The 22,692-nt window shown below is 70.2% G+C and carries 20 protein-coding genes and 1 riboswitch; of the genes, 9 read left to right on the top strand and 11 right to left on the bottom strand.

Annotated elements, in window-relative coordinates; all coding sequences use genetic code 11:
- The first annotated feature begins 41 nt into the window (after positions 1–41).
- Entirely contained in the window at positions 42–1,025 is a 984-nt protein-coding gene (locus ACTWQC_RS26835; RefSeq protein WP_443318375.1) for a tetratricopeptide repeat protein, read from the top strand.
- Positions 1,026–1,133: 108 nt separating this feature from the next.
- Entirely contained in the window at positions 1,134–1,781 is a 648-nt protein-coding gene (def, locus tag ACTWQC_RS26830; protein WP_443318374.1) for a peptide deformylase, read from the top strand.
- A 113-nt stretch (positions 1,782–1,894) separates the two neighbouring features.
- Here the strand turns inward: def and ACTWQC_RS26825 are convergent, their stop codons facing one another.
- The 6 genes from ACTWQC_RS26825 to ACTWQC_RS26800 all read right to left on the bottom strand — a co-directional run bounded on the left by ACTWQC_RS26825 (position 1,895) and on the right by ACTWQC_RS26800 (position 10,272).
- Positions 1,895–2,962: a ribonucleotide-diphosphate reductase subunit beta gene (locus ACTWQC_RS26825; protein WP_443318373.1), complete on the bottom strand. Its 1,068-nt coding sequence runs from the start codon at positions 2,960–2,962 to the stop codon at positions 1,895–1,897.
- Positions 2,963–5,446: a ribonucleoside-diphosphate reductase subunit alpha gene (locus tag ACTWQC_RS26820; protein ID WP_443318372.1), complete on the bottom strand. Its 2,484-nt coding sequence runs from the start codon at positions 5,444–5,446 to the stop codon at positions 2,963–2,965.
- A gap of 154 nt (positions 5,447–5,600) precedes the next feature.
- Positions 5,601–5,731, bottom strand: a riboswitch (cobalamin riboswitch).
- Between the two features lie 68 nt (positions 5,732–5,799).
- The gene (locus tag ACTWQC_RS26815; RefSeq protein WP_443318371.1) at positions 5,800–6,315 is read right to left on the bottom strand and encodes a GNAT family N-acetyltransferase; all 516 of its coding nucleotides are present in this window, start codon (positions 6,313–6,315) and stop codon (positions 5,800–5,802) included.
- Between the two features lie 613 nt (positions 6,316–6,928).
- Positions 6,929–7,135 (bottom strand): YbdD/YjiX family protein, encoded by a 207-nt coding sequence (locus tag ACTWQC_RS26810; protein WP_443318370.1) that lies wholly within the window; start codon positions 7,133–7,135, stop codon positions 6,929–6,931.
- Positions 7,132–9,348 (bottom strand): carbon starvation CstA family protein, encoded by a 2,217-nt coding sequence (locus ACTWQC_RS26805; RefSeq protein WP_443318369.1) that lies wholly within the window; start codon positions 9,346–9,348, stop codon positions 7,132–7,134. The genes ACTWQC_RS26810 and ACTWQC_RS26805 overlap by 4 nt, the downstream gene beginning before the upstream one ends.
- Positions 9,349–9,498: 150 nt before the next feature.
- Positions 9,499–10,272 (bottom strand): GntR family transcriptional regulator, encoded by a 774-nt coding sequence (locus ACTWQC_RS26800; protein ID WP_443318391.1) that lies wholly within the window; start codon positions 10,270–10,272, stop codon positions 9,499–9,501.
- Between the two features lie 310 nt (positions 10,273–10,582).
- Here ACTWQC_RS26800 and ACTWQC_RS26795 point away from each other — a divergent pair, with 310 nt between their 5' ends.
- The 6 genes from ACTWQC_RS26795 (at position 10,583) to ACTWQC_RS26770 (ending at position 18,339) form a co-directional block, all read left to right on the top strand.
- Positions 10,583–11,884 (top strand): sugar ABC transporter substrate-binding protein, encoded by a 1,302-nt coding sequence (locus tag ACTWQC_RS26795; RefSeq protein WP_443318368.1) that lies wholly within the window; start codon positions 10,583–10,585, stop codon positions 11,882–11,884.
- Positions 11,885–11,990: 106 nt separating this feature from the next.
- Positions 11,991–13,007, top strand: coding sequence for a carbohydrate ABC transporter permease (locus ACTWQC_RS26790; RefSeq protein ID WP_443318367.1), 1,017 nt, complete (start codon positions 11,991–11,993; stop codon positions 13,005–13,007).
- The gene (locus tag ACTWQC_RS26785; RefSeq protein ID WP_443318366.1) at positions 13,004–13,870 is read left to right on the top strand and encodes a carbohydrate ABC transporter permease; all 867 of its coding nucleotides are present in this window, start codon (positions 13,004–13,006) and stop codon (positions 13,868–13,870) included. The genes ACTWQC_RS26790 and ACTWQC_RS26785 overlap by 4 nt, the downstream gene beginning before the upstream one ends.
- 9 nt (positions 13,871–13,879) lie before the next feature.
- The gene (locus ACTWQC_RS26780) at positions 13,880–15,415 is read left to right on the top strand and encodes a glycoside hydrolase family 3 protein (RefSeq protein WP_443318365.1); all 1,536 of its coding nucleotides are present in this window, start codon (positions 13,880–13,882) and stop codon (positions 15,413–15,415) included.
- Between the two features lie 44 nt (positions 15,416–15,459).
- Positions 15,460–16,530 carry an SIS domain-containing protein gene (locus ACTWQC_RS26775; RefSeq protein WP_443318364.1) on the top strand — a complete coding sequence of 357 codons (1,071 nt, stop codon included), beginning with the start codon at positions 15,460–15,462 and terminating at the stop codon, positions 16,528–16,530.
- A 339-nt stretch (positions 16,531–16,869) separates the two neighbouring features.
- Positions 16,870–18,339: a sensor histidine kinase gene (locus tag ACTWQC_RS26770; protein ID WP_443318390.1), complete on the top strand. Its 1,470-nt coding sequence runs from the start codon at positions 16,870–16,872 to the stop codon at positions 18,337–18,339.
- Between the two features lie 169 nt (positions 18,340–18,508).
- Here the strand turns inward: ACTWQC_RS26770 and ACTWQC_RS26765 are convergent, their stop codons facing one another.
- Positions 18,509–18,766: a WhiB family transcriptional regulator gene (locus ACTWQC_RS26765; protein ID WP_003983230.1), complete on the bottom strand. Its 258-nt coding sequence runs from the start codon at positions 18,764–18,766 to the stop codon at positions 18,509–18,511.
- Between the two features lie 319 nt (positions 18,767–19,085).
- Positions 19,086–20,054 carry a diacylglycerol/lipid kinase family protein gene (locus ACTWQC_RS26760; protein ID WP_443318363.1) on the bottom strand — a complete coding sequence of 323 codons (969 nt, stop codon included), beginning with the start codon at positions 20,052–20,054 and terminating at the stop codon, positions 19,086–19,088.
- Positions 20,055–20,170: 116 nt separating this feature from the next.
- On the opposite strand from ACTWQC_RS26760, the gene ACTWQC_RS26755 reads away from it, so the two are divergent.
- Positions 20,171–20,605: a hypothetical protein gene (locus tag ACTWQC_RS26755; protein WP_443318362.1), complete on the top strand. Its 435-nt coding sequence runs from the start codon at positions 20,171–20,173 to the stop codon at positions 20,603–20,605.
- Between the two features lie 162 nt (positions 20,606–20,767).
- On the opposite strand, the gene ACTWQC_RS26750 is transcribed toward ACTWQC_RS26755, so the two are convergent.
- The 3 genes from ACTWQC_RS26750 to ACTWQC_RS26740 form a co-directional block, all read right to left on the bottom strand.
- Positions 20,768–21,697, bottom strand: a complete 930-nt coding sequence (locus ACTWQC_RS26750) for an RNA polymerase sigma factor SigF (protein WP_443318361.1) — start codon at positions 21,695–21,697, stop codon at positions 20,768–20,770.
- A gap of 29 nt (positions 21,698–21,726) precedes the next feature.
- Positions 21,727–22,140 carry a hypothetical protein gene (locus ACTWQC_RS26745; RefSeq protein WP_055471204.1) on the bottom strand — a complete coding sequence of 138 codons (414 nt, stop codon included), beginning with the start codon at positions 22,138–22,140 and terminating at the stop codon, positions 21,727–21,729.
- 241 nt (positions 22,141–22,381) lie between these two features.
- On the bottom strand, positions 22,382–22,642 hold the full coding sequence (locus ACTWQC_RS26740) for a UBP-type zinc finger domain-containing protein (RefSeq protein WP_443318360.1): 261 nt from the start codon (positions 22,640–22,642) through the stop codon (positions 22,382–22,384).
- Positions 22,643–22,692: the final 50 nt, after the last annotated feature.

Raw genomic sequence — 22,692 nt, 5'->3', positions numbered from 1 at the left:
ACACGGCAAAAGGACACGGAGCGAACCGGCAGGCGGGAATCGTGAGGATCTTCGGCAAGGTACGGCATCGGCCCTCCGCCTCGTGGCGGCAGGCGACCGACCGGGCTTTCACTCTGATCGGCGACGGCCGGTACGAGGACGCCGGGGCCCTGCTCACGCAGGCTGCCGATCTCGAGCCCTGGCTCTCCGAGTCCTGGTTCAACCTCGCCCTGCTGCACAAGTTCCGGCACGACTGGGAGCAGGCGCGCGCCGCGGGGCTGCGCGCTGTCGCGCTCCTCGACCGCGAGGCGGGCGCGCCTGACTGGTGGAACGTGGGGATCGCCGCGACCGCCCTCCAGGACTGGCCGCTGGCCCGCCGCGCCTGGCAGGCGTACGGGCTGAAGGTGCCCGGCGAGGGCGCCCCGGCCACCGAGCCGGTCGGTATGGAGCTGGGCAGCGCGGCGGTGCGCCTCTCGCCCGAGGGCGAGGCCGAGGTCGTCTGGGGGCGCAGGCTCGATCCCGCGCGGATCGAGGTGTTGTCGATTCCGCTGCCGTCGTCCGGGCGGCGCTGGGGCGAGGTCGTGCTGCACGACGGCGTCCCGCACGGTGAGCGGATCACCTCGGCGGGCCCTTCGTACCCCGTCTTCGACGAGATCGAGCTGTGGGCGCCCTCGCCGGTGCCGACCTGGGTGGTGCTGCTCGAGGCTGCAGCGGAGTCCGACCGGGACGCGCTGGAGCAGCTCGCGGCCGACGCGGGCTTCGCGGCCGAGGACTGGTCGTCCTCGGTGCGGCTGCTGTGCCGCTCGTGCTCGGAGAGCCGGATGCCCAGCGACGAGGGCGACGGCGAGCAGCACCTGGACCCCCACGACCACAGTGAGCCCGGCCACCCGGGGCCGCTGGGGCACAGGACGGCGGGCGACCTGTGGGTGCCGGAGCGGGAATGCGGGATCGCGGCGCCCTCGGGGCTCGTCCGCGGCCTGCTCGACGGGTGGGTCGCCGACAGTCCGGACACGCGCGCGTGGCGCGATCTGGAAGAGGTCTGCTGAGTCCGGAGGGTCTTGAGGACCTGGCCCGCCGCCGTCGCCACTGGCCGTACCCTGTACGGAGCCCTGTCACGGGCATCGCATCAGGCATGAGGAAGGCGTACGGCGGAGATGGCGCAGCAGGAGAGCGGGCAGCAGGTGGCGGATGCCGAGGCGGAATCCTCGGAGTTCATCGACGACACGGTGGACGCCGAGGCGCGGGAGAAGGCGCACCGCGAGCGCGGCACCGCCCGCCCGATCACCGTCGTCGGCAACCCGGTGCTGCACCGGCGCTGCAAGGACGTGACCGAGTTCGACGACAAGCTCGCGCAGCTCGTCGACGACATGTTCGCCAGCCAGCGGGCCGCCGAGGGCGTGGGCCTCGCCGCCAACCAGATCGGCGTCGACCTGCGGGTCTTCGTCTACGACTGCCCGGACGACAACGGTGAGCGGCACGTGGGCGCGATCTGCAACCCGGTGATCGACGACCTGCCCGCCGAGCTCCGGGTGCTGGACGACTCCAACGAGGGCTGCCTGTCGGTGCCGACCGCCTATGCCCCGCTGGCCCGCCCCGACTACGCGGTCTGCCGCGGCCAGGACCTCCAGGGCAATCCGATCGCGGTCGAGGGCACCGGCTACTTCGCGCGCTGCCTGCAGCACGAGACCGACCACCTGAACGGCTACCTCTACATCGACCGGCTGTCGAAGCGGGACCGGAAGGACGCGCTCCGGCAGATGGCCGAGGGCACGCCGCGCTACGAGACGGTCCCGAACGACTGACCTTCTCCGTGCTCGCGTAAGGGGCGGCCTCCTTTGAGGCCGCCCCCTTACCTGTGCGCCATGCTTGGGGGCTGCCGCAGACCCGCGACACCGGGCCTGCGGCAGTCGGTCGTTCAGAAGTCGTCGTCGAAGGCGACCGAGCCCTCGACCGCCACCTGGTACGCGGACGGGCGGCGCTCGAAGAAGTTGGTCAGCTCCTGGACGTTCTGCAGCTCCATGAAGGAGAACGGGTTCTCCGAGCCGTAGCGCGCCGGCAGCCCCAGGCGGCGCAGCCGCTGGTCCGCGACGCACTGCAGATACTCGCGCATCGAGTCGGTGTTCATCCCGGGCAGGCCGTCCCCGCACAGGTCGCGGGCGAACTGCAGCTCGGCCTCCACGGCCTCCTCCAGCATCGCCGTGACCTGCTTGCCCAGCTCCTCGTCGAAGAGATCCGGCTCCTCCTGGCGGACGGTGTCCACGACCGAGAAGGCGAACTCCATGTGCATCGACTCGTCACGGAACACCCAGTTCGTACCGGTCGCCAGGCCGTGCAGCAGACCGCGCGAGCGGAACCAGTAGACGTAGGCGAAGGCACCGTAGAAGAACAGGCCCTCGATGCACGCCGCGAAGCAGATCAGATTGAGCAGGAAGCGGCGCCGGTCCTCCTTCGTGCGCAGCCGGTCGATCTCTTCCACCGAGTCCATCCACCGGAAGCAGAACTGCGCCTTCTCGCGGATGGACGGGATGTTCTCGACCGCGGCGAAGGCGGCCGTGCGGTCGTCGGGGTCGGGGAGGTAGGTGTCCAGCAGCGTCAAGTAGAACTGGACGTGGACGGCCTCCTCGAAGAGCTGGCGGGAGAGATAGAGACGCGCCTCTGGGGAGTTGATGTGCTTGTAGAGGGTGAGGACGAGGTTGTTGGCGACGATCGAGTCGCCGGTCGCGAAGAAGGCGACCAGGCGGCCGATCATGTGCTGTTCGCCCGCGGAGAGTTTGGCGAGGTCGGCCACGTCGGAGTGGAGGTCAACCTCCTCCACGGTCCAGGTGTTCTTGATCGCGTCGCGGTAGCGCTCGTAGAAGTCCGGGTAGCGCATGGGACGCAGGGTCAGCTCGAAGCCCGGGTCGAGAAGGTTTTTGGAGGTAGAGGTGTCGGCGCGAAGCGCCGTCTTCGAGGGGTGGTGGTCGGGTGACGGGTGGGCACTCATTTACTGGCAGGCCTCGCAGGACTCGGGGTTCTCAAGGGAGCAGGCGACCGCCTCGTCGGGGGCGGCCTGCTGGACTGGAATGGTCGCCGCGGTCGCCGCGGTCGCCGCGGTCGCCGCGGTGGCGGCGGTGTCGGCCGTCGCCGCGGTGGCGGCGCGCGCGGACTGGGCGATCCGCGTCGCCGGGCGCGACCGCAGGTAGTACGTGGTCTTCAGGCCCTTCTTCCACGCGTACGCGTACATCGAGCTGAGCTTGCCGATGGTCGGTGAAGCCATGAAGAGGTTCAGCGACTGGCTCTGGTCGAGGTACGGCGTACGGGCCGCGCCCATGTCGATCAGCGCCCGCTGCGGGATCTCCCACGCCGTCCGGTACAGCGCCCGTACGTCCTCCGGAATCCAGGTGAAGTCCTGCACCGAGCCGTTGGACTCGCGCAGCGCCTCCCGGGTCTGCGCGTCCCACACGCCGAGCCGCTTGAGCTCCGCCACCAGGTAGGAGTTGACCTGGAGGAACTCGCCCGACAGCGTCTCGCGCTTGAAGAGGTTGGACACCTGCGGCTCGATGCACTCGTACACGCCCGCAATGGAGGCGATCGTCGCCGTCGGCGCAATCGCCAGCAGCAGCGCATTGCGCATGCCGGTCCGGGCGATACGGGCGCGCAGCGCGGCCCACCGCTCGGGCCAGCGCGGCTGCGCGGCGTAGTGGTCGGGGTGCAGGACGCCACGCGCGGCGCGGGTGGCGGACCAGGCGGGGGGAGGGCCGTGCCGCTCGGCGAGGGCGCACGACGCCTCGTACGCCGCCAGCATGATGCGCTCGGCGATCTGCGTGGAGAGCCGGGCGGCCTCGGGGGAGTCGAAGGACAGCTTCAGCCGGAAGAAGACGTCCTGGAGGCCCATCACGCCGAGGCCCACCGGCCGCCAGCGCTCGTTGGAGGCCGCGGCCTGCGGCGTGGGGTAGAAGTTGATGTCGACGACCCGGTCGAGGAAGGTCACGGCGGTACGGACGGTGGCGTCGAGCCGCTCCCAGTCCATCTCGCCGTCCTCGCCCAGGTGGGCGGCGAGGTTGACCGAGCCGAGGTTGCAGACGGCGGTCTCGCCGTCCTCCGTGACCTCGAGGATCTCGGTGCAGAGGTTGGAGGAGTGGACGACCCTGCCGGGCTCGGCGGTCTGGTTGGCGGTCCGGTTCGCGGCGTCCTTGAAGGTCATCCAGCCGTTGCCGGTCTGCGCGAGGGTGCGCATCATCCGGGCGTAGACCTGGCGGGCCGGGATCTGCTTGACGTAGCGGCCCTCCGCCTCCGCCTTCCGGTACGCGGCGTCGAACTCCGCGCCCCACAGGTCGACCAGCTCCGGTACGTCCGCGGGCGAGAACAGCGACCACGGCCCGTCCGCCTCGACCCTGCGCATGAACTCGTCCGGGATCCAGTGCGCGAGGTTGAGGTTGTGGGTGCGGCGCGCGTCCTCGCCGGTGTTGTCGCGCAGCTCCAGGAACTCCTCGATGTCCGCGTGCCAGGTCTCGAGGTAGACGCAGGCCGCGCCCTTGCGCCGCCCGCCCTGGTTGACCGCGGCGACGGAGGCGTCGAGGGTGCGCAGGAACGGCACGATGCCGTTGGAGTGCCCGTTCGTGCCGCGGATCAGCGAGCCGCGCGAGCGGACGCGGCTGTACGGCAGGCCGATGCCGCCCGCGTGCTTCGAGAGCCGCGCGATCTGGTGGTAGCGCTCGTAGATCGAGTCGAGCTCGTCCAGCGGGGAGTCCAGCAAATAGCAGGAGGACATCTGCGGGTGGCGGGTACCGGAGTTGAAGAGGGTGGGGGAGCTGGGGAGGTAGTCGAGGCGGCTCATCAGCCCGTAGAGCGCGGCCACTTCGCCGACAGCCCGCTCCGAGCCGTCCTCCGCGAGTCCGCAGGCCACACGGAGCATGAAGTGCTGCGGGGTCTCGATGACCTGACGGGTGATGGGGTGGCGCAGCAGATAGCGGCTGTGGAGGGTGCGCAGACCGAAGTAGCCGAACCGGTCGTCGGCGCCGCCGGCGAGGGCGGACTCGACGAGCGCGTCGAGGCGGGCGGCGTGGGCGCGGACGAACTCGGCCGTGGCGTCGGCGATCAGGCCCTCCCGGTGGCCGGTCGCGACCGAGGCGGAGAAGGAGACGGCGCCTTGGCTCGCGGCCTCTTCGGCGATGGCGCGGGTGAGCAGGCGCGCGGCGAGCCGCGAGTACTCGGGGTCCTCGGAGATGAGCCCGGCCGCCGCCTCTGTGGCCAGCTCCCGCAACTCGGCCTCGTCGGAGCCCGCGTGGCGGCCGCGGAGCGCGGCCGCGGCGACCCGGCCCGGGTCGGTCGCGGGCAGGTCGGCGGTGAGGTCGGTCAGGGTGCGCAGCAGGGCGGCGCCGGGGCCGCCGGCGACGCCCGCCTCCACGGCTGCTGGTGCGGTCACCGCGGCTGTGGCGGGCTCCGATACGGACTCGCGTGACGCAGGATCCGCGGGCGCGATGGTCACGTGGCTCTCCCTCGCTCGGCTGGGGCCGCGAGGGGTGGTGCGCCACGGGCGCGTGCGGGCGTACGTCACCCCCGGGAAAGGGCGGCAGCACACCGCGCAGCGTCCGTCGGCCCAACCCACGAGACCCGGGACGATTCGCCGCCCGGTCCGGTCGAGCCGGGCGGTGCTGCCGGCAGGTCCTCGGACTCGGGACATGCGCGAACACGCACATCCACACCGTTGCGGGACAGTTCCGGATTCGCACCGGATTCCCCTGTGGTGGCAGCGAGCACGAGCATACATCTTGTGTCGCCGTCCGTGCGCACCCCTACATATTGTGTCAGCGGGGGAACGGGGTAGAGGCGGTGGGTGAGTTACTCCGCCGCCGTCCCGAGCTCGGCGGTGAACACCCACAGCGGGAACCCGGGTATCGGCTCCCAGTCGCGCTCCGGAGCCCGTACGAACCCCAGCCGCTCGTACAGCCGGTGGGCCGTCAGCATCCGCTGCTGGCTGGACAGGACCATACGCCCGAGGCCCAGCTGCCGCGCCCGCTCCAGGCACGCCCGTACGAGCCCCTCTGCGGCCCCGCGGCGCCGCGCCGCAGGCGCCACCGCCAGCATCCGGAACTCGGCCTCCCCGGGCCCGGCCACGTTCGCATACGGGCTCCCCGGCGCTACGAACGCGACCCCGCCGAGGAGTTCATCGCTCGCCCCGTCCGCCGCCACCAGCACCTCCGTGTGCTCAGCCCGGCTCCTGACATCCCGCAGCTGTTCCAGGTACGGGTCCGAGGCCCCGAAGTCGAGCAGCCCGTCCCCCAGGTAGGCCTCCGCCGTGATCTCCCCGAGGGCGTCGAACTCCTCCGGGCGGGCGGCACGAATCGTGATGTCCATGAGCATCAGTCTGCAGGAGGCGTCTGACACCCGTCACCGGAGATTCCGCGGGCCCGGACGCCGCGTCGGATGCCGACGGCACGGACGCCGTCGGCGTGGACTCCGTGGTGATGGACGCCCGCGGCGCGGACCCGGGCGCGTGCACCACGGCCACCGCCGCCGTGCACACGAGCATGCCCGGAGCGGCGACAGTGTCTTGCCGAACATCGCGAAGCGGCCGACCACCCACGCGATCGCGGCCCAGAAACCGGGGAATACGGGGGCGCGACGCCGCCCGCGCAGAGGGTGATCCCGGTGAAGAGCACGGCACTTGTCGTGCAGCCGCCGGCGGACACGCTCCACCACGGTCGCCGCGACCAGGCCCACCATTCCCATGAAGGGAAGGGTGTACGTCCACGCGGGCGTGGACGAGGGCCCGCCAGACGCCGCCGACGACCAGCAGCACCCCGCCGAGGCCGAGACCGAGACCCGCCGTTCGGCAAGGCCGTCGAGCTGCCCGATCCCGTGGGAATCACCGTGGAGACCGCGCCTCTCAAGGACTGGGTGCGCTGACGGCGAACGGCCGCCGCAATCCCCGGTGGCGGGGTACGGCGGCCGTCCTACGACCACGAGTTCAACAGCAGCGGAAGCCCTCCCGCGGGTCGGCCTCCCGCGCATCGGTGCGCTGCCGCTCGAACTCGCGTCGGCTCAGCACCTCCGCCCGCGGGTCACGGGCCCGGGCGTGGGCGACGTACCGGTCGTACGTCGCCTCGCCCGACGCCTCGCGCCAGAACCAGCGGATCTTCGAGGCCGTCCTGCGGAGGCCCGCCGCGCCTTTCACGGCTGGGGCTCCCGGTCGCGGGCTCCGCCCTGCTCCCCGGAACCGGCGTCCGCACCGACCCCGGCCGCCACGAGCTCCGCCTTCTCCTCCTTGGTCGGGAAGAGCCCAGCGGGGGCAACGATCTTCGACTCCTCGAATGGCACTTCGTGCAGCGTGACGCTCTGCGGGTCGCGGATCGCCTTGTAGCAGACCCGGCCTGCGTCGGCGATCACCACGACGATGAGGAGCGCGAAGAGCGCCGCGAGCACGCCGTCCACCGTCGCGTTGGTGACGATGGTGTGCATGTCGTCCATGTTCTTGGCGGGCGGCAGGACCTTCCCGGCGTCGATGGCCTCCTGGTTGAGGGCCCGCTGCTTGAAGAAGCCGACCCGCGGGTCGTCGGAGAAGACCTTCTGCCAGCTCGCGGTCAGCGTGACCGCCGCGTCCCAGGCCAGCGGAACCGCCGTGACCCAGGCCCACTTCAGCCGCCCGGACTTCACCAGCAGCGTCGTGCAGACGGCCAGGGCGACCGCCGCGAGCAGCTGGTTGGCGATGCCGAAGAGCGGGAAGAGCTGGTTGATGCCGCCCAGCGGGTCGTGTACGCCGACCCACAGGAAGTAGCCCCAGCCGCCCACGACGACGGCGCTGGCGAACCACACGCCCGGCTTCCAACTGACCTGCCGGAACGGCTTGTAGACGTTGCCGAGCATGTCCTGGAGCATGAAGCGCCCGACCCGGGTGCCCGCGTCCACCGTGGTGAGGATGAACAGCGCCTCGAACATGATCGCGAAGTGGTACCAGAACGCCTTCAGCCCGGCGCCGCCGATCACCGAGGAGAAGATCTCCGACATGCCGAGGGCGAAGGTGGGCGCGCCGCCCGTACGGGAGAGGAGGCTCTGCTCCTCGACCGACTTGGCCGCCGCGGCGAGCTGGTCGGGCGAGATGGAGAAGCCGAGGCCGGCCACGGCCTGCGATGCCGAGTCGACCGTCGAACCGATTACGCCCGCCGGCGAGTTGACCGCGAAGTACAGCCCGGGGTCGATGATGCAGGCGGTGATCATCGCCATGACGGCGACGAACGACTCGGTCAGCATGGCGCCGTAGCCGACCATCCGGATCTGCGTCTCCTTCTGGATCATCTTCGGGGTGGTGCCCGAGGAGACCAGGGAGTGGAAGCCGGAGAGCGCGCCGCACGCGATGGTGATGAAGACGAACGGGAAGAGCGACCCGGCGAAGACGGGCCCGTTGCCGCTCGTGGCGAAGCTGGTCACCGGGTCCATCTTCAGCGTCGGCAGCGCGATGACGACGCCGAGCGCCAGCAGTGCGATCGTTCCGACCTTCATGAAGGTCGAGAGGTAGTCGCGCGGCGCCAGCAGCATCCACACCGGCAGCACGGAGGCCACGAAGCCGTAGACGACCATCCAGATGACCAGGGCGCCCGGCGACAGCGTGAAGAAGTCGGCGAGCGAGGACTCGGCGACCCAGCCGCCCGCGACGATGGCGAGCAGCAGCAGCGCGACGCCGATGGCGGAGACCTCGGTGACCCGGCCCGGCCGCAGTACGCGCAGGTAGAAGCCCATGAAGAGGGCGATCGGTATGGTCATGCCGATGGAGAAGACGCCCCACGGCGAGTTCGCCAGGGCGTTCACGATGACCAGCGCCAGCACCGCCAGCAGAATGATCATGATCGCGAAGACCGCGACCAGGGCGGCGGCACCGCCGAAGGGCCCGATCTCGTCCCGCGCCATCTGGCCGAGCGACCGGCCGTTGCGGCGCATCGAGAAGAACAGCGTGACCATGTCCTGCACCGCGCCGGCGAAGATCACGCCGACGATGATCCAGATGGTGCCGGGCAGGTAGCCCATCTGCGCCGCGAGGACCGGGCCGACCAGCGGGCCCGCGCCCGCGACCGCCGCGAAGTGGTGGCCGAACAGCACCCGCCGGTCGGTCGGGTGGAAGTCCACTCCGTTGTTGAGCCGCTCGGCGGGCGTGGCCCGGGACTTGTCGACCTTCAGGACCCGGTTGGTGATGAAGCGCGCGTAGAAGCGGTACGCGATGGCGTACGAGCCGAGGGCCGCCGCCACCATCCAGGCCGCTGAGACCTCTTCGCCCCGGGAGAGCGCCAGCACGGCCCAGCCGGCCGCGCCTATCAGGGCGACGAGCGTCCAGACCGCCACGGATTTGGGATTCAGGTTGCGCGTGGGGGTCTGTGGTGGTGTTGCTGGCTCTGGCATGGCAACGAACTCCGTCCCTGCGGCCGACTCCTGTGTAACGCGCAGGAAATCTAAGCCAGCGGTGTGGGAACCGTCACCACCCGTCCGCATACCGGTACGGACACGGTTGCCAAACCCCCAGGTCACGGAGGTGTCCCGAGCTCCCGCTGATCAGCCCTGAGGGCGCTGCAGACGCGCGACGAACTTGTAGCGGTCGCCGCGGTAGACCGACCGCACCCACTCCACCGGACGGCCGTCCGCGTCCAGCGAGTGCCGCGACAGCATCAGCATCGGCAGCCCCACGTCCGTACCCAGCAGCCCGGCCTCGCGGGGCGTGGCCAGCGAGGTCTCGATCGTCTCCTCGGCCTCTGCCAGCCGGACGTCGTAGACCTCCGCGAGCGCCGTGTAGAGCGAGGTGTACTTGACCAGGCTCCGGCGCAGCGCGGGGAATCGCTTTGCCGACAAATGTGTCGTCTCGATCGCCATCGGCTCGCCGCTCGCGAGCCGCAGCCGCTCAATGCGCAGCACCCGCCCCCCGGTCGCGATGTCGAGCAGCCCCGCGAGCCGGTCGTCGGCGGTGACATAGCCGATGTCCAGGAGCTGGGAGGCCGGTTCGAGGCCCTGGGCCCGCATGTCCTCGGTGTAGGAGGTCAGTTGCAGGGCCTGCGAGACCTTGGGCTTGGCGACGAAGGTGCCCTTGCCCTGGATCCGCTCGAGTCTCCCCTCGACCACCAGCTCCTGCAGGGCCTGGCGCACGGTCGTACGCGAGGTGTCGAACTCGGCGGCGAGAGTCCGCTCCGGGGGTACGGGCGTGCCGGGCGGCAGCGTCTCGGTCATCTCCAGCAAATGACGCTTGAGCCGGTAGTACTTGGGCACGCGCGCGCTCCGCGCGGCGAGGGTGCCGTTGTTGCCGTTGCCCTCGGCGTTGTCCCCTTCGGTTTCCATGGCCAGCCTTCCCGACTGCTGTCCTGCTGCCGTCACCGGCTCCTCCGTCCTCAGCGGCTCACATCGTGGCACGGTCCCGGCCAATGGCGGCCATCCAGCTCAGGTGTCGGTCCGGTAACGGAGCCGACGCGACTCTTATACACCCTTGACACCCCAAAAGGTCTAGGCCAAGCTGCCGAGCACTGGTCTAAACCATTAAAGACCATGTCCCCGAGCCACACACAGTGCGCGCCCGTAACGAGTCGGTTCAAGGGCTCAGCGACCTGACGGGGGTGGGGGAGTTCTCTGGCATCCGTTGAAGGAGGGTGGCGTGAGGCGCAAGCTCATCGCGGCGGTCGGCGTCGCGGCAATGATCACCGGAGTGGCGGCGTGCGGGTCGGAAGACTCGGGGGCGTCGAAGGATCCCAAGGACCGGAACGAGACGCTCACGGTCTGGCTGATGGTCGACGCGCAGAGCACCTGGCCCGAGCTGGTCAAGGACGTCAATGCGCAGTTCAAGAAGAAGTACCCGAAGGTCACCGTCAAGGTGCAGTACCAGCAGTGGGCGGACAAGGCCAAGAAGCTGGACACCGCACTCGGCGGCAGCAAGTTCCCCGACGTGGTCGAGCTCGGGAACACCGAGACCATGACGTACATCCTCAACGGGGCGCTCGCCGAGATCGACCCCAAGAAGTACGACAACTCCGACACCTGGATCCAGGGCCTCAAGGACACCTGCACCTTCGAGGGCAAGCAGTTCTGCGTGCCGTACTACGCGGGTGCGCGCGTCGCCATCTACAACGCGGATCAGTTCAAGAAGGCGACCGGCTCGGACGCGCTCCCGGAGACCGAGGACGACCTCCTGAAGGCCGCCGACAAGGTCCAGGCCGAGTACGGCAAGAAGGACAAGCGCTTCTCCTCGCTCTACCTGCCCGGCCGCTACTGGTACGCCGCGATGTCCTACGTCGCTGCGTACGGCGGGCAGATCGCCGAGTACGACGAGGGGTCCAAGGAGTGGAAGGCCACCCTCAGCACCCCCGAGGCGCAGCAGGGCATCGAGCACTTCGTCAACCTGGTCAAGAAGTACAACAAGGGTGACCAGACCAAGGACGAGCAGGACCACGCCAACGTGATGGCCAACGAGAAGGCCGCCCTCCTCTACGGCAACGGCTGGGAGGCCGGCAGCGTCATCGACGGCAAGAACAACGGCAACCCGAAGCTCGAGGGCAAGATCAAGACGGCCGGTATGCCGGGACCGAACGGCAAGGCCCTGCCCTCCTTCATCGGCGGCTCGGACCTCGCCGTGGTCAGCAAGTCCGAGGTCCAGGACCTGGGTCAGGAGTGGATCTCCCTCTTCACCAGCGAGAAGTCCCAGGAGGTCCTGGCCTCCAAGGACATCCTCCCCAACAACACCAAGCAGCTCGAGCCGCTGAAGCAGAAGGAGTCCACCGCTCCGATCGCCAATGCGGTGCCGGACGCCTGGTTCACCCCGATCGCCCCCGGCTGGACCGCGATCGAGAAGGAGGAGGTCCTCGAGGTCATGCTGCTCGACATCCTCAAGGGCACCTCGGTGGCCGACGCCACGAAGAAGGCCGACGAGAAGATCAACGAGCTGATCAACAAGGCGTCTTGACCCGATCGGTCCGACCGCGCCATGCGCGGCAGGCGGGGGCCCGCACCCGGGGCCCCTGCCTGCCGCCGCCCCCTCCGGTGCAGAGAACGAACGGAAGGTCAGCACTGTGACTGCCGCCGACACACGAGCAGCCGCTCCTCCCCCCGGGGTGGCCGAGGTGCGCGCCCCGCGCGCGCCCGGGAGACCCGGCCCCCGGCCGGCCTCCAAGGCCGGGTCGCCGCGCCGCGGCAGGAGAGCGGGCGCGGCACTGCCGTATCTGCTCATCGCCCCCGCGATCGTGGCCATTGCTGCCGTGTTCGCGTTCCCCCTGGTCAAGACCGTGGTCATGTCCTTCCAGGACATGGGGCGGCGGGAGCTGTGGACCGGGGACTCCCCGCCGTGGGTGGGCTTCGAGCAGTTCACCGACATCCTCGGCGACGCGGAGTTCTGGTCGGTCACCGGCCGCACGGTGCTCTTCATGGCGGTCTGCGTGCTGCTGACCATGGGGCTCGGGCTGCTCATCGCGCTGCTGATGCAGCGTCTGTCCGCCTGGGTGCGGCTGCTGCTGACCGGCGCGCTGGTCGCCGCCTGGTCGATGCCGCTGCTGGTCGCGACCTCCATCTTCCGCTGGCTGTCCGACTCCGACTACGGCCTGATCAACACCCTGATCGACAAGCTCCCGGGGATCGAATTCCTGGGCCACAACTGGTTCCTCGACCCCTGGCAGGGCTTCACGATCATCGTCGTCCTGGTCGTCTGGGGCGCCATCCCGTTCGTGGTGATCACGCTCTACGCGGCCCTCACCCAGGTCCCCGGCGAGCTCGAGGAGGCGGCCCAGCTGGACGGGGCGAGCTCCCTGGGCGTGTTCCGCTTCGTGACCTGGCCGGTCATCAGGCCGGTCTTCCAGATGGTCGCCACCCTGTCGGTGATCTGGGACTTCAACGTCTTCGGCCAGATCTTCCTGCTGCGCGGCAACAAGCCCGAGCCCGAGTACGAAACCCTGGGCCTCTACTCGTTCAGCAAGGCCTTCGAGTCCACCTCCTTCAGCCAGGGCACCGCGATCGCCCTCGTCACCGTGCTGCTGCTGGCCGGCGTGGCCGTCTACTACCTGCGCCAGCTGATGAAGACAGGAGAGGTCGAATGAGTGCCTCCGCGTCCGCCGCTCCGCAGGCCCTGCGCCCCGACCGCAAGAAGCACCGGCTGGTCTACGACGTCCTCGGCCTGATCACGTTCCTGGCGGTGGCCTTCCCGGTCTACTGGCTGGTGATCAGCGCCCTCCGGCCCAACCACGAGATCCGCAGCTACGAGCAGACGCTGTGGCCGTCGTCGATCACCTTCGACAACTTCGTACGCGCCACCGGGCAGCCCAACTTCACCACCGCGATCCAGTCCAGCCTCATCATCTGCCTCACCGCGGTCATCGGAGCGATGGTCATCGCCACCATCGCGGCCTTCGCCGTCGGCCGGTTCCGGTTCTACGGCCGCAAGGCGTTCCTGATCGTGCTGATCATGGTCCAGATGCTGCCCCCGACCGCGATGCTGATCCCCATCTACATCCAGCTCAACGCGATGGGCGCGCTCAACGAGTACTGGGGCGTGATCATCGTCTATCTGGTCTCCACGCTGCCGTTCGCGGTCATCATGATCCGCGGCTTCGTGGTCAACATCCCGGTGGAACTCGAGGAATCCGCGATGGTCGACGGCTGTACGCGGATGGGGGCCTTCCGGCGGGTGGTCTTCCCGCTGCTCGCCCCCGGGCTCGCGGCGGCCTCCATCTTCGCCCTGGTCAACGCGTGGAATGAGTACCTGTTCGCGTACGTCCTGATGAACGACAACGACAAGTACACCCTCAACGTGTGGCTGATGACCTTCACCACCGAGCGCGGCACCGACTACGGCGCGCTCATGGCCGCCTCCGTCCTCATCGCCCTCCCCGTCGTGATCTTCTTCATGATCATCCAGAAGAAGATGGCCGCGGGACTCACCTCCGGCGCAGTGAAGGGATGACGCACCTCCATGACGACCCTCGCACGAGGCACTGACACCCTCACCCGCGACGCCCTCGCTGTCCTCCAGCCCGGGTTCACCGGAACCACCGCCCCCGACTGGCTGCTGCGCCGGCTCGGCGAAGGCCTCGCCGCCGTCGGCCTGTTCGGCCGCAACATCACCTCACCCGGGCAACTCGCCGAGCTCACCGCCCAGCTGCGCGCCGAGCGCGGCGATGTCCTCGTCGCGATCGACGAGGAGGGCGGGGACGTCACCCGGCTCGAGGTCCGCACCGGCTCCTCCTTCCCCGGCAACCTCGCGCTCGGCGCCGTCGACGACACGGCGCTGACCCGGTCCGTCGCCCGCGAGCTGGGCCGCCGGCTCGCCGAGTGCGGGGTCAACCTCAACTGGGCCCCGTCCGCGGATGTCAACTCCAACCCGGACAACCCCGTCATCGGCGTCCGCTCCTTCGGCGCGGACCCGGATCTCGTGGCCCGCCACACCGCCGCGTACATCGACGGCCTCCAGTCCGCGGGCGTCGCCGCCTGCGCCAAGCACTTCCCCGGCCACGGCGACACGGACGTCGACTCGCACCACGACCTGCCGCGCATCGCCGCCGACCTCCGCACCCTCTACGACCGCGAACTCGTGCCCTTCCGCGCCGCCGTGAAAGCAGGCACCAGGGCCGTGATGAGCGCGCACATCCTGCTGCCCGCGCTCGACCCGGACCGCCCGGCCACCCTCAGCCCCTCCGCCCTGAACGGCCTGCTCCGCGCCCCCGCGGACCAAGGCGGCCTCGGCTTCGACGGGCTGATCGTCACCGACGGCATGGAGATGCGGGCGATCTCGGCGGCGTACGGCATCGAGCGCGGCAGCGTGCTGGCCATCGCGGCGGGCGCGGACGCCATCTGCGTCGGCGGCGGGCTCGCGGACGAGGAGACCGTGCTGCGGCTGCGCGACGCGCTCGTACGGGCCGTACGGGAGGGCGAACTCGCCGAGGAGCGGCTCGCGGACGCGGCCGCCCGCGTACGGGCCCTGGCCGGCTGGACGCTCGGGGTGGGCGCTGAGGCGGGCACGGACGAAGGGGCCGCGCCCGAGGTGGGCCTGACCGCCGCGCGCCGCGCCCTGCGGGTGACCGGCACGTACGGGCCCGCCACCGAGCCGGTTTACGTCGCCGCCCTCACACCGGTCGCCAACATCGCCGTCGGCGACGAGACACCCTGGGGCGTCGGCGCCGAGCTCGCGCGGCTGCTGCCGGGCACCGGCACCGGCTCGTACGGCAATCCGGACGGGGCCGCCGGAGGGCTGTCTGCAATGATCGCAAATATGCTCGAGGCGGCCGCTGACCGTAGGATCGTCGCTGTGGTACGCGACGTTCACCGGCACCCCTGGATGGCCGACGCACTGGCCGTCCTGATCGCCACCCGGCCCGACACGACCGTGGTCGAGATGGGAGTCCCGCAGGCGCCGCCGGCCGGAGCACTGCACATCGCGACGCATGGCGCCGCCCGCGTCTGCGGACGGGCCGCCGCGGAGGTCATCACCGGCAAGGGCGCCGGGGGCTGAAGGCCTCGGCGCAAGAACACTTACGCCAACTGGAGGCACCCAGCATGTCCGCCACGACGCCGACCCAGCCGAGCTCGCAGCCGGGCCGGATCATGTCCGGCGAGATGGCCGAGCAGCCGGCCGTGCTGCGGCGGATCCTCGACGAAGGTGCGCCGAGGATCCGGGAGATCGCGGAGCGGATCGCGGCCCGCAACCCGCGCTTCGTCCTGCTCACCGCGCGCGGCACCTCCGACAACGCGGCGCTGTACGCCAAGTACCTGCTCGAGGTGCTGCTGGGCAAGCCGTGCGGTCTGACCTCCATGTCCACCACGACCGCGTACGGCGCCAAGCCGGACCTCACCGACGTGCTGGTCATCACCGTCAGCCAGTCCGGCGGCTCCCCGGACCTGGTGGCCTCCACCGAGGCGGCCCGCGAGGCCGGTGCGATCACCCTCGCGGTCACCAACAACGCGGACTCGCCGCTCGCCGCGGTGTCCGAGTTCCACATCGACGTCCTCGCCGGCCCGGAGAAGGCCCTCCCGGCCACGAAGACCTACACCGCCGAGCTGCTCGCCCTCTATCTGTTCGTCGAGGGCCTGCGCGGCGGCGACGGTTCGGCGGCCAAGGTGCTCCCGGAGCTGGCCCAGCAGGTCCTGGACCGCAGGGACGAGGTCAAGGCGCTGGCCGGCCGCTACCGCTTCGCCGAGCGCATGGTCCTGACCTCCCGCGGCTACGGCTACCCGACCGCCAAGGAGGCCGCGCTGAAGCTGATGGAGACCAGCTACATCCCGGCGCTCTCGTACTCCGGCGCGGACCTGCTGCACGGCCCGCTCGCCATGGTCGACAACATCTCGCCGGTCATCGCCATCGTCACCGAGGGCAAGGGCGGCGAGGCCCTCCAGCCGGTCCTCGACCGGCTCCGCGGCCGGGGCGCCGACCTGGTCGTCATCGGCAGCCGCGCGGAGGTCGAGAAGGCCTCGGCAGGCTTCGCGCTGCCCACCGAGGGCGTCGCGGAGGAGGTCCAGCCGATCCTGGAGATCCTGCCGCTGCAGATGCTGGCGTACGAGGTCACCATCGCCCGCGGCCAGGACCCGGACGCCCCGCGCGCCCTCGCCAAGGTCACCGAGACTCACTGAGGCAGGGCCCGTAAGGGCCTGCAGGGCCCGGAAACACCCGCGGGCCGCGGCGCCGGGACAGGACCCTCAACCTGTCCGGCACCGCAGCCCGGAGCTTATGCCGACGAGCCGCGGCCGCGAGGTGTGCGGTTCCCCGCGGACGGTTCTGCCGGCCTGGAGGCCACGGCGCAGTCAGGGCAGAGAGCGCCGCGATCCCCGTTCCATCCTCCTGTGCGGGGAGGATGGACGTTTTACTATTTCATTGTGGACTAGACCATTCTCGTCTGTCTACGCGTTCGCCGAGGAATCGGCGCCGAATCCATTCTCCTCCACCCCGGTAGGCTCGCACACGTGCCCTCCATGAACGACCTCGTACGCCAGCACACCGCCCTCACCGAGTCCGACCTCGAGTGGCTGCACCTGCTGGTTTCGGAGTGGCAGCTGCTCTCCGACCTCTCCTTCGCCGACCTCGTGCTGTGGGTCCCTACCCTCGACGGCACCCGGTATGTCTCCGTCGCGCAGATGCGGCCCAACACCGGCCCCACCTCGTATCAGGACGACATGGTGGGCCATCTCGTTCCCCGCGGCCGCCGCCCGATGCTCGACACCGCACTCGACGAGGGCCGGATCGTCCGCGAAGGCGACCCCGAGTGGCGCGAGGAGGTGCCGGTCCGGGTCGAGTCCATCCCGGTGCGCCGGGAGAGCCGGGTCCTCGGCGTCATCGCGCGCAACACCAACCTCCTGACCGTACGGACCCCCAGCCGGCTCGAACTCACCTATCTCCAGAGCGCCTCCGACCTCGCCCAGATGATCGCCGCGGGCTCCTTCCCCTTCCCCGGCCAGCAGGTCGACATGGACGCCTCGCCGCGCGTCGGGGACGGCCTCATCCGGCTCGACGCCGACGGCATCGTCCAGTACGCCAGCCCCAACGCCCTCTCCGCCTACCACCGGCTCGGCCTGGCGGCCGACCTCGTCGGCTGTCACCTCGGCCAGACCACCGCCGAACTCGCCCCGTCCCGCGGCCCGGTCGACGAGGCACTGGTCAAGCTCGCCAGCGGCTGGGCACCTCGCGAGACCGAGGTCGAGGGCAACGGCGGCGTCATCCAGCTGCGCGCCATCCCGCTCAAGCCCAAGGGCACCCGCATCGGTTCGCTCGTCCTGCTCCGCGACGTGACCGAACTGCGCCGCCGCGAGCGCGAGCTGATAACCAAGGACGCCACCATCCGGGAGATCCACCACCGGGTGAAGAACAACCTCCAGACCGTCGCCGCCCTGCTGCGCCTCCAGGCGCGCCGGATGGACTCGGACCAGGGGCGGGAGGCGCTGGAGGAGGCCGTGCGCCGGGTCGGCTCGATCGCGATCGTGCACGAGACGCTGTCGCAGAACCTGGACGAGCGCGTGGAGTTCGACGACATCGCCGACCGGGTGCTCGCCATGGTCGCGGAGATCTCGCCCGGCCGGGTCACCGGGCGCCGTACGGGCCGCTTCGGCATCCTCGACGCCGAGGTCGCGACCCCGCTGTCGATGGTGCTCACGGAAATCCTGCAGAACGCCCTGGAGCACGGCTTCGGGCCCGGGGAGACGGGCACGGTGGAGGTGTCGGCGGTACGCGGCGGTACGCGCACCGAGGGCCGCCTGCTGGTGACCGTGCAGGACGACGGGCGGGGGCTGCCGGAGGGCTTCGACCCGCAGAAGGCGGGCAACCTGGGCCTGCAGATCGTACGGACGCTGGTGGAGGGCGAGTTGGGCGGAACGTTCGACATGCTGCCCGCACCCGGCCGCGGCACCCGCGTGGTCCTGGACATGCCGGTCCGCGCGGAGAAGAGCTGAACAGCGGCACTGAACAGGACTCAACAGCGCTGAACAGCCTTGAGCCCCGGGCCAGTCGGTCCGGGGCTCAAGGCTGCTGTTGCTGAGCGCTCTTGGTGTACTGCGCGCTGCGGCTCGGGGGCGGGAGGTGCGCACACACCGTACGCGCCGCCCTGGCACAGGGGCTGGGTCAGGCGCTGGCGTTGCGCGCCCGGTTGCGAGCGGCGCGGCGCTTCATAGCGCGGCGCTCGTCCTCGCTGAGGCCACCCCACACGCCGGAGTCCTGACCGGACTCCAGCGCCCACTGCAGGCACTGCTCCATCACGGGGCAGCGACGGCAGACGGCCTTGGCTTCCTCGATCTGCAGCAGCGCAGGACCGGTGTTGCCGATGGGGAAGAAGAGCTCGGGGTCTTCCTCGCGGCAAACGGCGCGGTGACGCCAGTCCATGGCTGCTCCATCTCCTTGTGTTACCAGCTGATTGCTTGTGAATGTGAACGCTTTCACGAATCCCCTCGCAAGGGAAGGGGCCGTCTTCCAGTTACCTGGTGCGGTCCCAGGGGGAGTGAGGGGGATTCGGGCTCTCAAGGGGGCCGTGTTGCTGGGGCCGTCCCGATCGCCATGAAGAGACTCGCAAACCTCGGCGGCGGATACAACCCCTTCTGGAAAGTTTTTTTTGATTCCTTGGTGTCGCCTCGGTCACAGCCGTACTTCCGGGGGGTGGAGGCTGGCCTAAACGTTCGAGTGGAAGGACTTTTGCCTCTTCCGCTCACACAATCACACGCAGTGCACGCCGTACGCCTGTGAACGTCACGCTCCTACGCAGTCCCAGGTGGTCACCGTCCATCTGAAACGGGAGCGGCGCCTGGGAATGCAAGGTGAAGTCCGTCAGGTCGTGCAGCGACAGGGCGTGCTTGCCGCGCGGCCCGCGCTCGGGCGAGGAGGTGAGCAACTGGGTGGCGTAGCGGGCCACGGCGGCGGAGGAGAGCTTGCTGAGCCCGAGCACGTCGAGGGCCGTGTCGAAGGAGGCGGCCGGGGCCGCGTAGACCGGGCGATTGCCCAGGTAGGTCCACGGGGCGGTGTTACAGACTATCGACAGGACCAAGTCCTTGACCGGGTCCTCGCCCGGGCGCTCCAGGGTGATCGTGCCCTGCTGCCGGTGCGGCTCGACCAGGAACTGCCGCATCACCTGCCGTACGTAGAGCGCGTGGGTCGAGCGTTTGCCGCGCTCGCGCTGCTGTTCCACCCGGCCCACCACGCCCGCGTCGAAGCCGAAGCCGGCGCAGAAGGTGAACCAGCGGGCGGGCACCCCCTCGTCTTCGGTGCCCGGCGTACCGGCCGCGAGGCCCAGGCCGATTGTTCGCTCGCTGCGCTCGTGCAGCGCGTTCAGCAGGGCGCCGGTCGCCTCGACCGCGTCGTTCGGGAGCCCGAGGGCGCGGGCGAAGACGTTGGTCGAGCCGCCCGGGACGACGCCGAGTCCTGGCAGCGCGTCGGGGGCGGGGCCGCTGTGCAGCAGCCCGTTGACGACCTCGTTGACGGTTCCGTCGCCGCCGAGCGCGACGACCAGTTCGGTCTCGCCGCCCTCGGCCGCCTGGCGCGCCAGGTTCCGGGCGTGACCGCGGTACTCGGTGGTCACGACCTCCAGCTTCAGATCGCTCGCCAGCGCATGGATGAGGACATCCCGAGTGCGGGCACTGGTGGTGGTTGCCGCCGGATTGACCACAAGGAGCGCGCGCATGCGAAGCAGACTACCTACCCCCCGGTACGCGGCCCAGCCCCGGGAAAGATCACCGCTGGTACGGAGCCCCGCCGGGCGCCGGAAAGATCGCGGCCGCCGCGGGCTACGCTGCTGAGGTGAGCAGCGAGCAGACCAGGACCACCGAAGACCCCGAGCCGGCCGGACCCCGCCCGGCACGGCTCACGGCCGCGGCCGCGCTGGCCGCCGTGGAGGGTGCGGCGATCGCCGCGTTCGGCGCGTACCTGCTCGTCATGGGGCTGATCGGCGACCCGAACAGCCCGCGGCAGGCCGAGATGGGCGGGCTCACGCTGCTGGCGCTGGCCGTACTGCCGCTGGCCGCGGCGCGCGGGCTACTGCTGCGGCGCCGCTGGAGCCGCGGGCCGGCGCTGATCGTCCAGATCATGGCCGTGCCGGTCGCCTGGACTCTGATCAGTACGGGCGGGGCGATGATCGCGGCCGGGATCGCGCTGGGAGCCGTCGCCCTCGCCGTACTGGTCCTGCTCGTCAACCCCACCGCGACCGAGGCCCTCGGCATCGCCCCGCGCGCGTAAGCCCGTCCAGGCAGGTTCCGGGGCCGGGTTGCGGTTGGTCCGGCTCCCCCAGCTACCGCTGGGAGGTGCCCCCATCCGGTCCGCACCGTACGGGTTCTCGCCGTTGCGGCGGGAAAGTCTGGCCGCTGCAACGGCGAGCTACTGCTCTGGCCGGGCCGGTGGCTATTCCTCCACCAGCAGCCTGTCGCGGAGCTGGGCGAGCGTCCTGGCCAGGAGGCGGGAGACGTGCATCTGGGAGATGCCCACCTCCTGCGCGATCTGCGACTGCGTCATGTTCCCGAAGAAGCGGAGCAGCAGGATCTTCTTCTCCCGCGGCGGCAGCTCCTCCAGCAGCGGCTTGAGCGACTCCCGGTACTCCACGCCCTCCAGCGCGTCGTCCTCCGCGCCCAGGGTGTCGGCGACGGCCGGGGACTCGTCGTCCGTGTCCGGCACGTCGAGCGAGAGCGTGCTGTACGCGTTGGCGGACTCCAGGCCCTCCAGCACCTCCTCTTCGGAGATGCTCAGGTGCTCGGCCAGCTCGTGGACCGTCGGCGAGCGGCCGTGCCGCTGGGACAGTTCGGCGGTCGCGGTGGTCAGCGAGAGCCGCAGCTCCTGCAGCCTGCGCGGCACCCGCACCGCCCAGCCCTTGTCGCGGAAGTGCCGCTTGATCTCGCCGACGACCGTCGGCGTCGCGTACGTGGAGAACTCCACGCCGCGCTCCGGGTCGAACCGGTCCACCGACTTGATCAGGCCGATCGTGGCGACCTGGGTCAAGTCGTCCAGCGGCTCCCCGCGGTTGCGGAACCGGCGGGCCAGATGCTCCACCAGCGGCAGGTGCATCCGCACCAGGTGGTTGCGCAGCTCGGCACGCTCGGGGGAGCCGTCGGGGAGCTTGCGCAGCTCGATGAACATGGCCCGGGCGCCACTGCGGTCGTGCGGATCCGGCAGCTGGCCGTGCTCGTGCTCGTAAGCGTGCTCCGGCTCCTGCCGGCGGTGCTCGTGCTCGCGCTGCTCGCGCTGGTGCTGGTCCATGTGGTCCGCCCGCTCTGCCTGCGGCTGCTCGGGAATGGCCGTCTTGGGCACCACTCGCGAGATGCGCCTCTCGTCCTGCATCGGCCTGCCCGTCCCGTCCGTCCCGTCCGTCACGGCTGGCCGGGGCCCGCGCCGCGCTTCTTGTGCAGGCTGATGCTGACCGTCCGGTCCTCCCCGACCGTCGAGTCGACTTCCCCGGCGAGTGCCGAGAGCACCGTCCAGGCGAAGGTGTCCCGCTCGGGCGCCCTGCCATCGGTGGTCGGCGCCGAAACGGTCACCCGCAGCGCGTCGCCCACCAGGCGGAACACGCAGCTCAGCACGGACCCTGGCACCGCTTGCTGAAGCAGGATCGCGCACGCCTCGTCGACCGCGATGCGCAGATCCTCGATCTCGTCGAGGGTGAAGTCCAAGCGCGCTGCGAGACCGGCCGTGGCCGTACGCAGCACCGAAAGGTAGGCACCCGCAGCGGGCAGCCGGACTTCCACGAAGTCCTGGGTCCCGGGCTCGCCTGCGATCTGGGACACCCTCACCTCCAAGGTGGCACAAGCTCGTTGAGCTGGTATGAACGCCGTCTCGCGCCCCGCTCGGAGGCGGGGGCGGGCCGACGCGGCACATGGTTCGGCTGCGACGCTATCGCGATCCGCGGGCAGAGGTCCCGCGGACCGGGGAGCGTCACTCATTGTAAGTCTGCGGGTACGGACAGTGGCTAGGGGTCGGCGGACCCAATTCGAAGAGATGCGCGCCCGGTTGGGGCGGCGGACGAGATCAGATAATCGTCTGGTCGGTGAAGCACCAGCGCCAGCTCTCGCCCGGCTCGAACGAACGCATCACCGGGTGTCCAGTGTCCTCGAAGTGCTGCGAAGCGTGCCGCTCCGGCGATGAGTCACAGCATCCCACGTGACCGCACTGCAGGCACAGACGCAGGTGAACGTAGGTGCTGCCGGCGGCCTGGCAGTCCAGGCATGTGTCGCCCACCGCCGGGGGTTCGGGGCGCGGCAGTCCGGGAACATGAGTGCACTCGCTCATGATTGCCAAGGTTAGATCGCCCGGGAGCGGAACGCGGTGGCCCGGCGAGA

It is taken from the genome of Streptomyces sp. 8N616 (genome assembly GCF_052246385.1).
GTDB lineage: Bacteria > Actinomycetota > Actinomycetes > Streptomycetales > Streptomycetaceae > Streptomyces.
The sequence above is the reverse complement of the archived record's forward strand: the minus strand, read 5'-3'. Positions and strand labels throughout refer to the sequence as shown.

Bases quoted from the DNA above. Each gene is read 5' to 3' on its own strand.
- ACTWQC_RS26770 (WP_443318390.1), top strand. From the start codon at position 16,870: ATGAACGACCTCGTACGCCAGCACACCGCCCTCACCGAGTCCGACCTC.
- ACTWQC_RS26825 (WP_443318373.1), bottom strand. From the start codon at position 2,962: ATGAGTGCCCACCCGTCACCCGACCACCACCCCTCGAAGACGGCGCTT.
- ACTWQC_RS26765 (WP_003983230.1), bottom strand. From the start codon at position 18,766: ATGGACTGGCGTCACCGCGCCGTTTGCCGCGAGGAAGACCCCGAGCTC.
- ACTWQC_RS26750 (WP_443318361.1), bottom strand. From the start codon at position 21,697: ATGCAGGACGAGAGGCGCATCTCGCGAGTGGTGCCCAAGACGGCCATT.
- ACTWQC_RS26760 (WP_443318363.1), bottom strand. From the start codon at position 20,054: ATGCGCGCGCTCCTTGTGGTCAATCCGGCGGCAACCACCACCAGTGCC.
- ACTWQC_RS26815 (WP_443318371.1), bottom strand. From the start codon at position 6,315: ATGGACATCACGATTCGTGCCGCCCGCCCGGAGGAGTTCGACGCCCTC.
- def (WP_443318374.1), top strand. From the start codon at position 1,134: ATGGCGCAGCAGGAGAGCGGGCAGCAGGTGGCGGATGCCGAGGCGGAA.
- ACTWQC_RS26800 (WP_443318391.1), bottom strand. From the start codon at position 10,272: ATGGAAACCGAAGGGGACAACGCCGAGGGCAACGGCAACAACGGCACC.
- ACTWQC_RS26740 (WP_443318360.1), bottom strand. From the start codon at position 22,642: ATGAGCGAGTGCACTCATGTTCCCGGACTGCCGCGCCCCGAACCCCCG.
- ACTWQC_RS26805 (WP_443318369.1), bottom strand. From the start codon at position 9,348: ATGCCAGAGCCAGCAACACCACCACAGACCCCCACGCGCAACCTGAAT.
- ACTWQC_RS26785 (WP_443318366.1), top strand. From the start codon at position 13,004: ATGAGTGCCTCCGCGTCCGCCGCTCCGCAGGCCCTGCGCCCCGACCGC.
- ACTWQC_RS26775 (WP_443318364.1), top strand. From the start codon at position 15,460: ATGTCCGCCACGACGCCGACCCAGCCGAGCTCGCAGCCGGGCCGGATC.
- ACTWQC_RS26780 (WP_443318365.1), top strand. From the start codon at position 13,880: ATGACGACCCTCGCACGAGGCACTGACACCCTCACCCGCGACGCCCTC.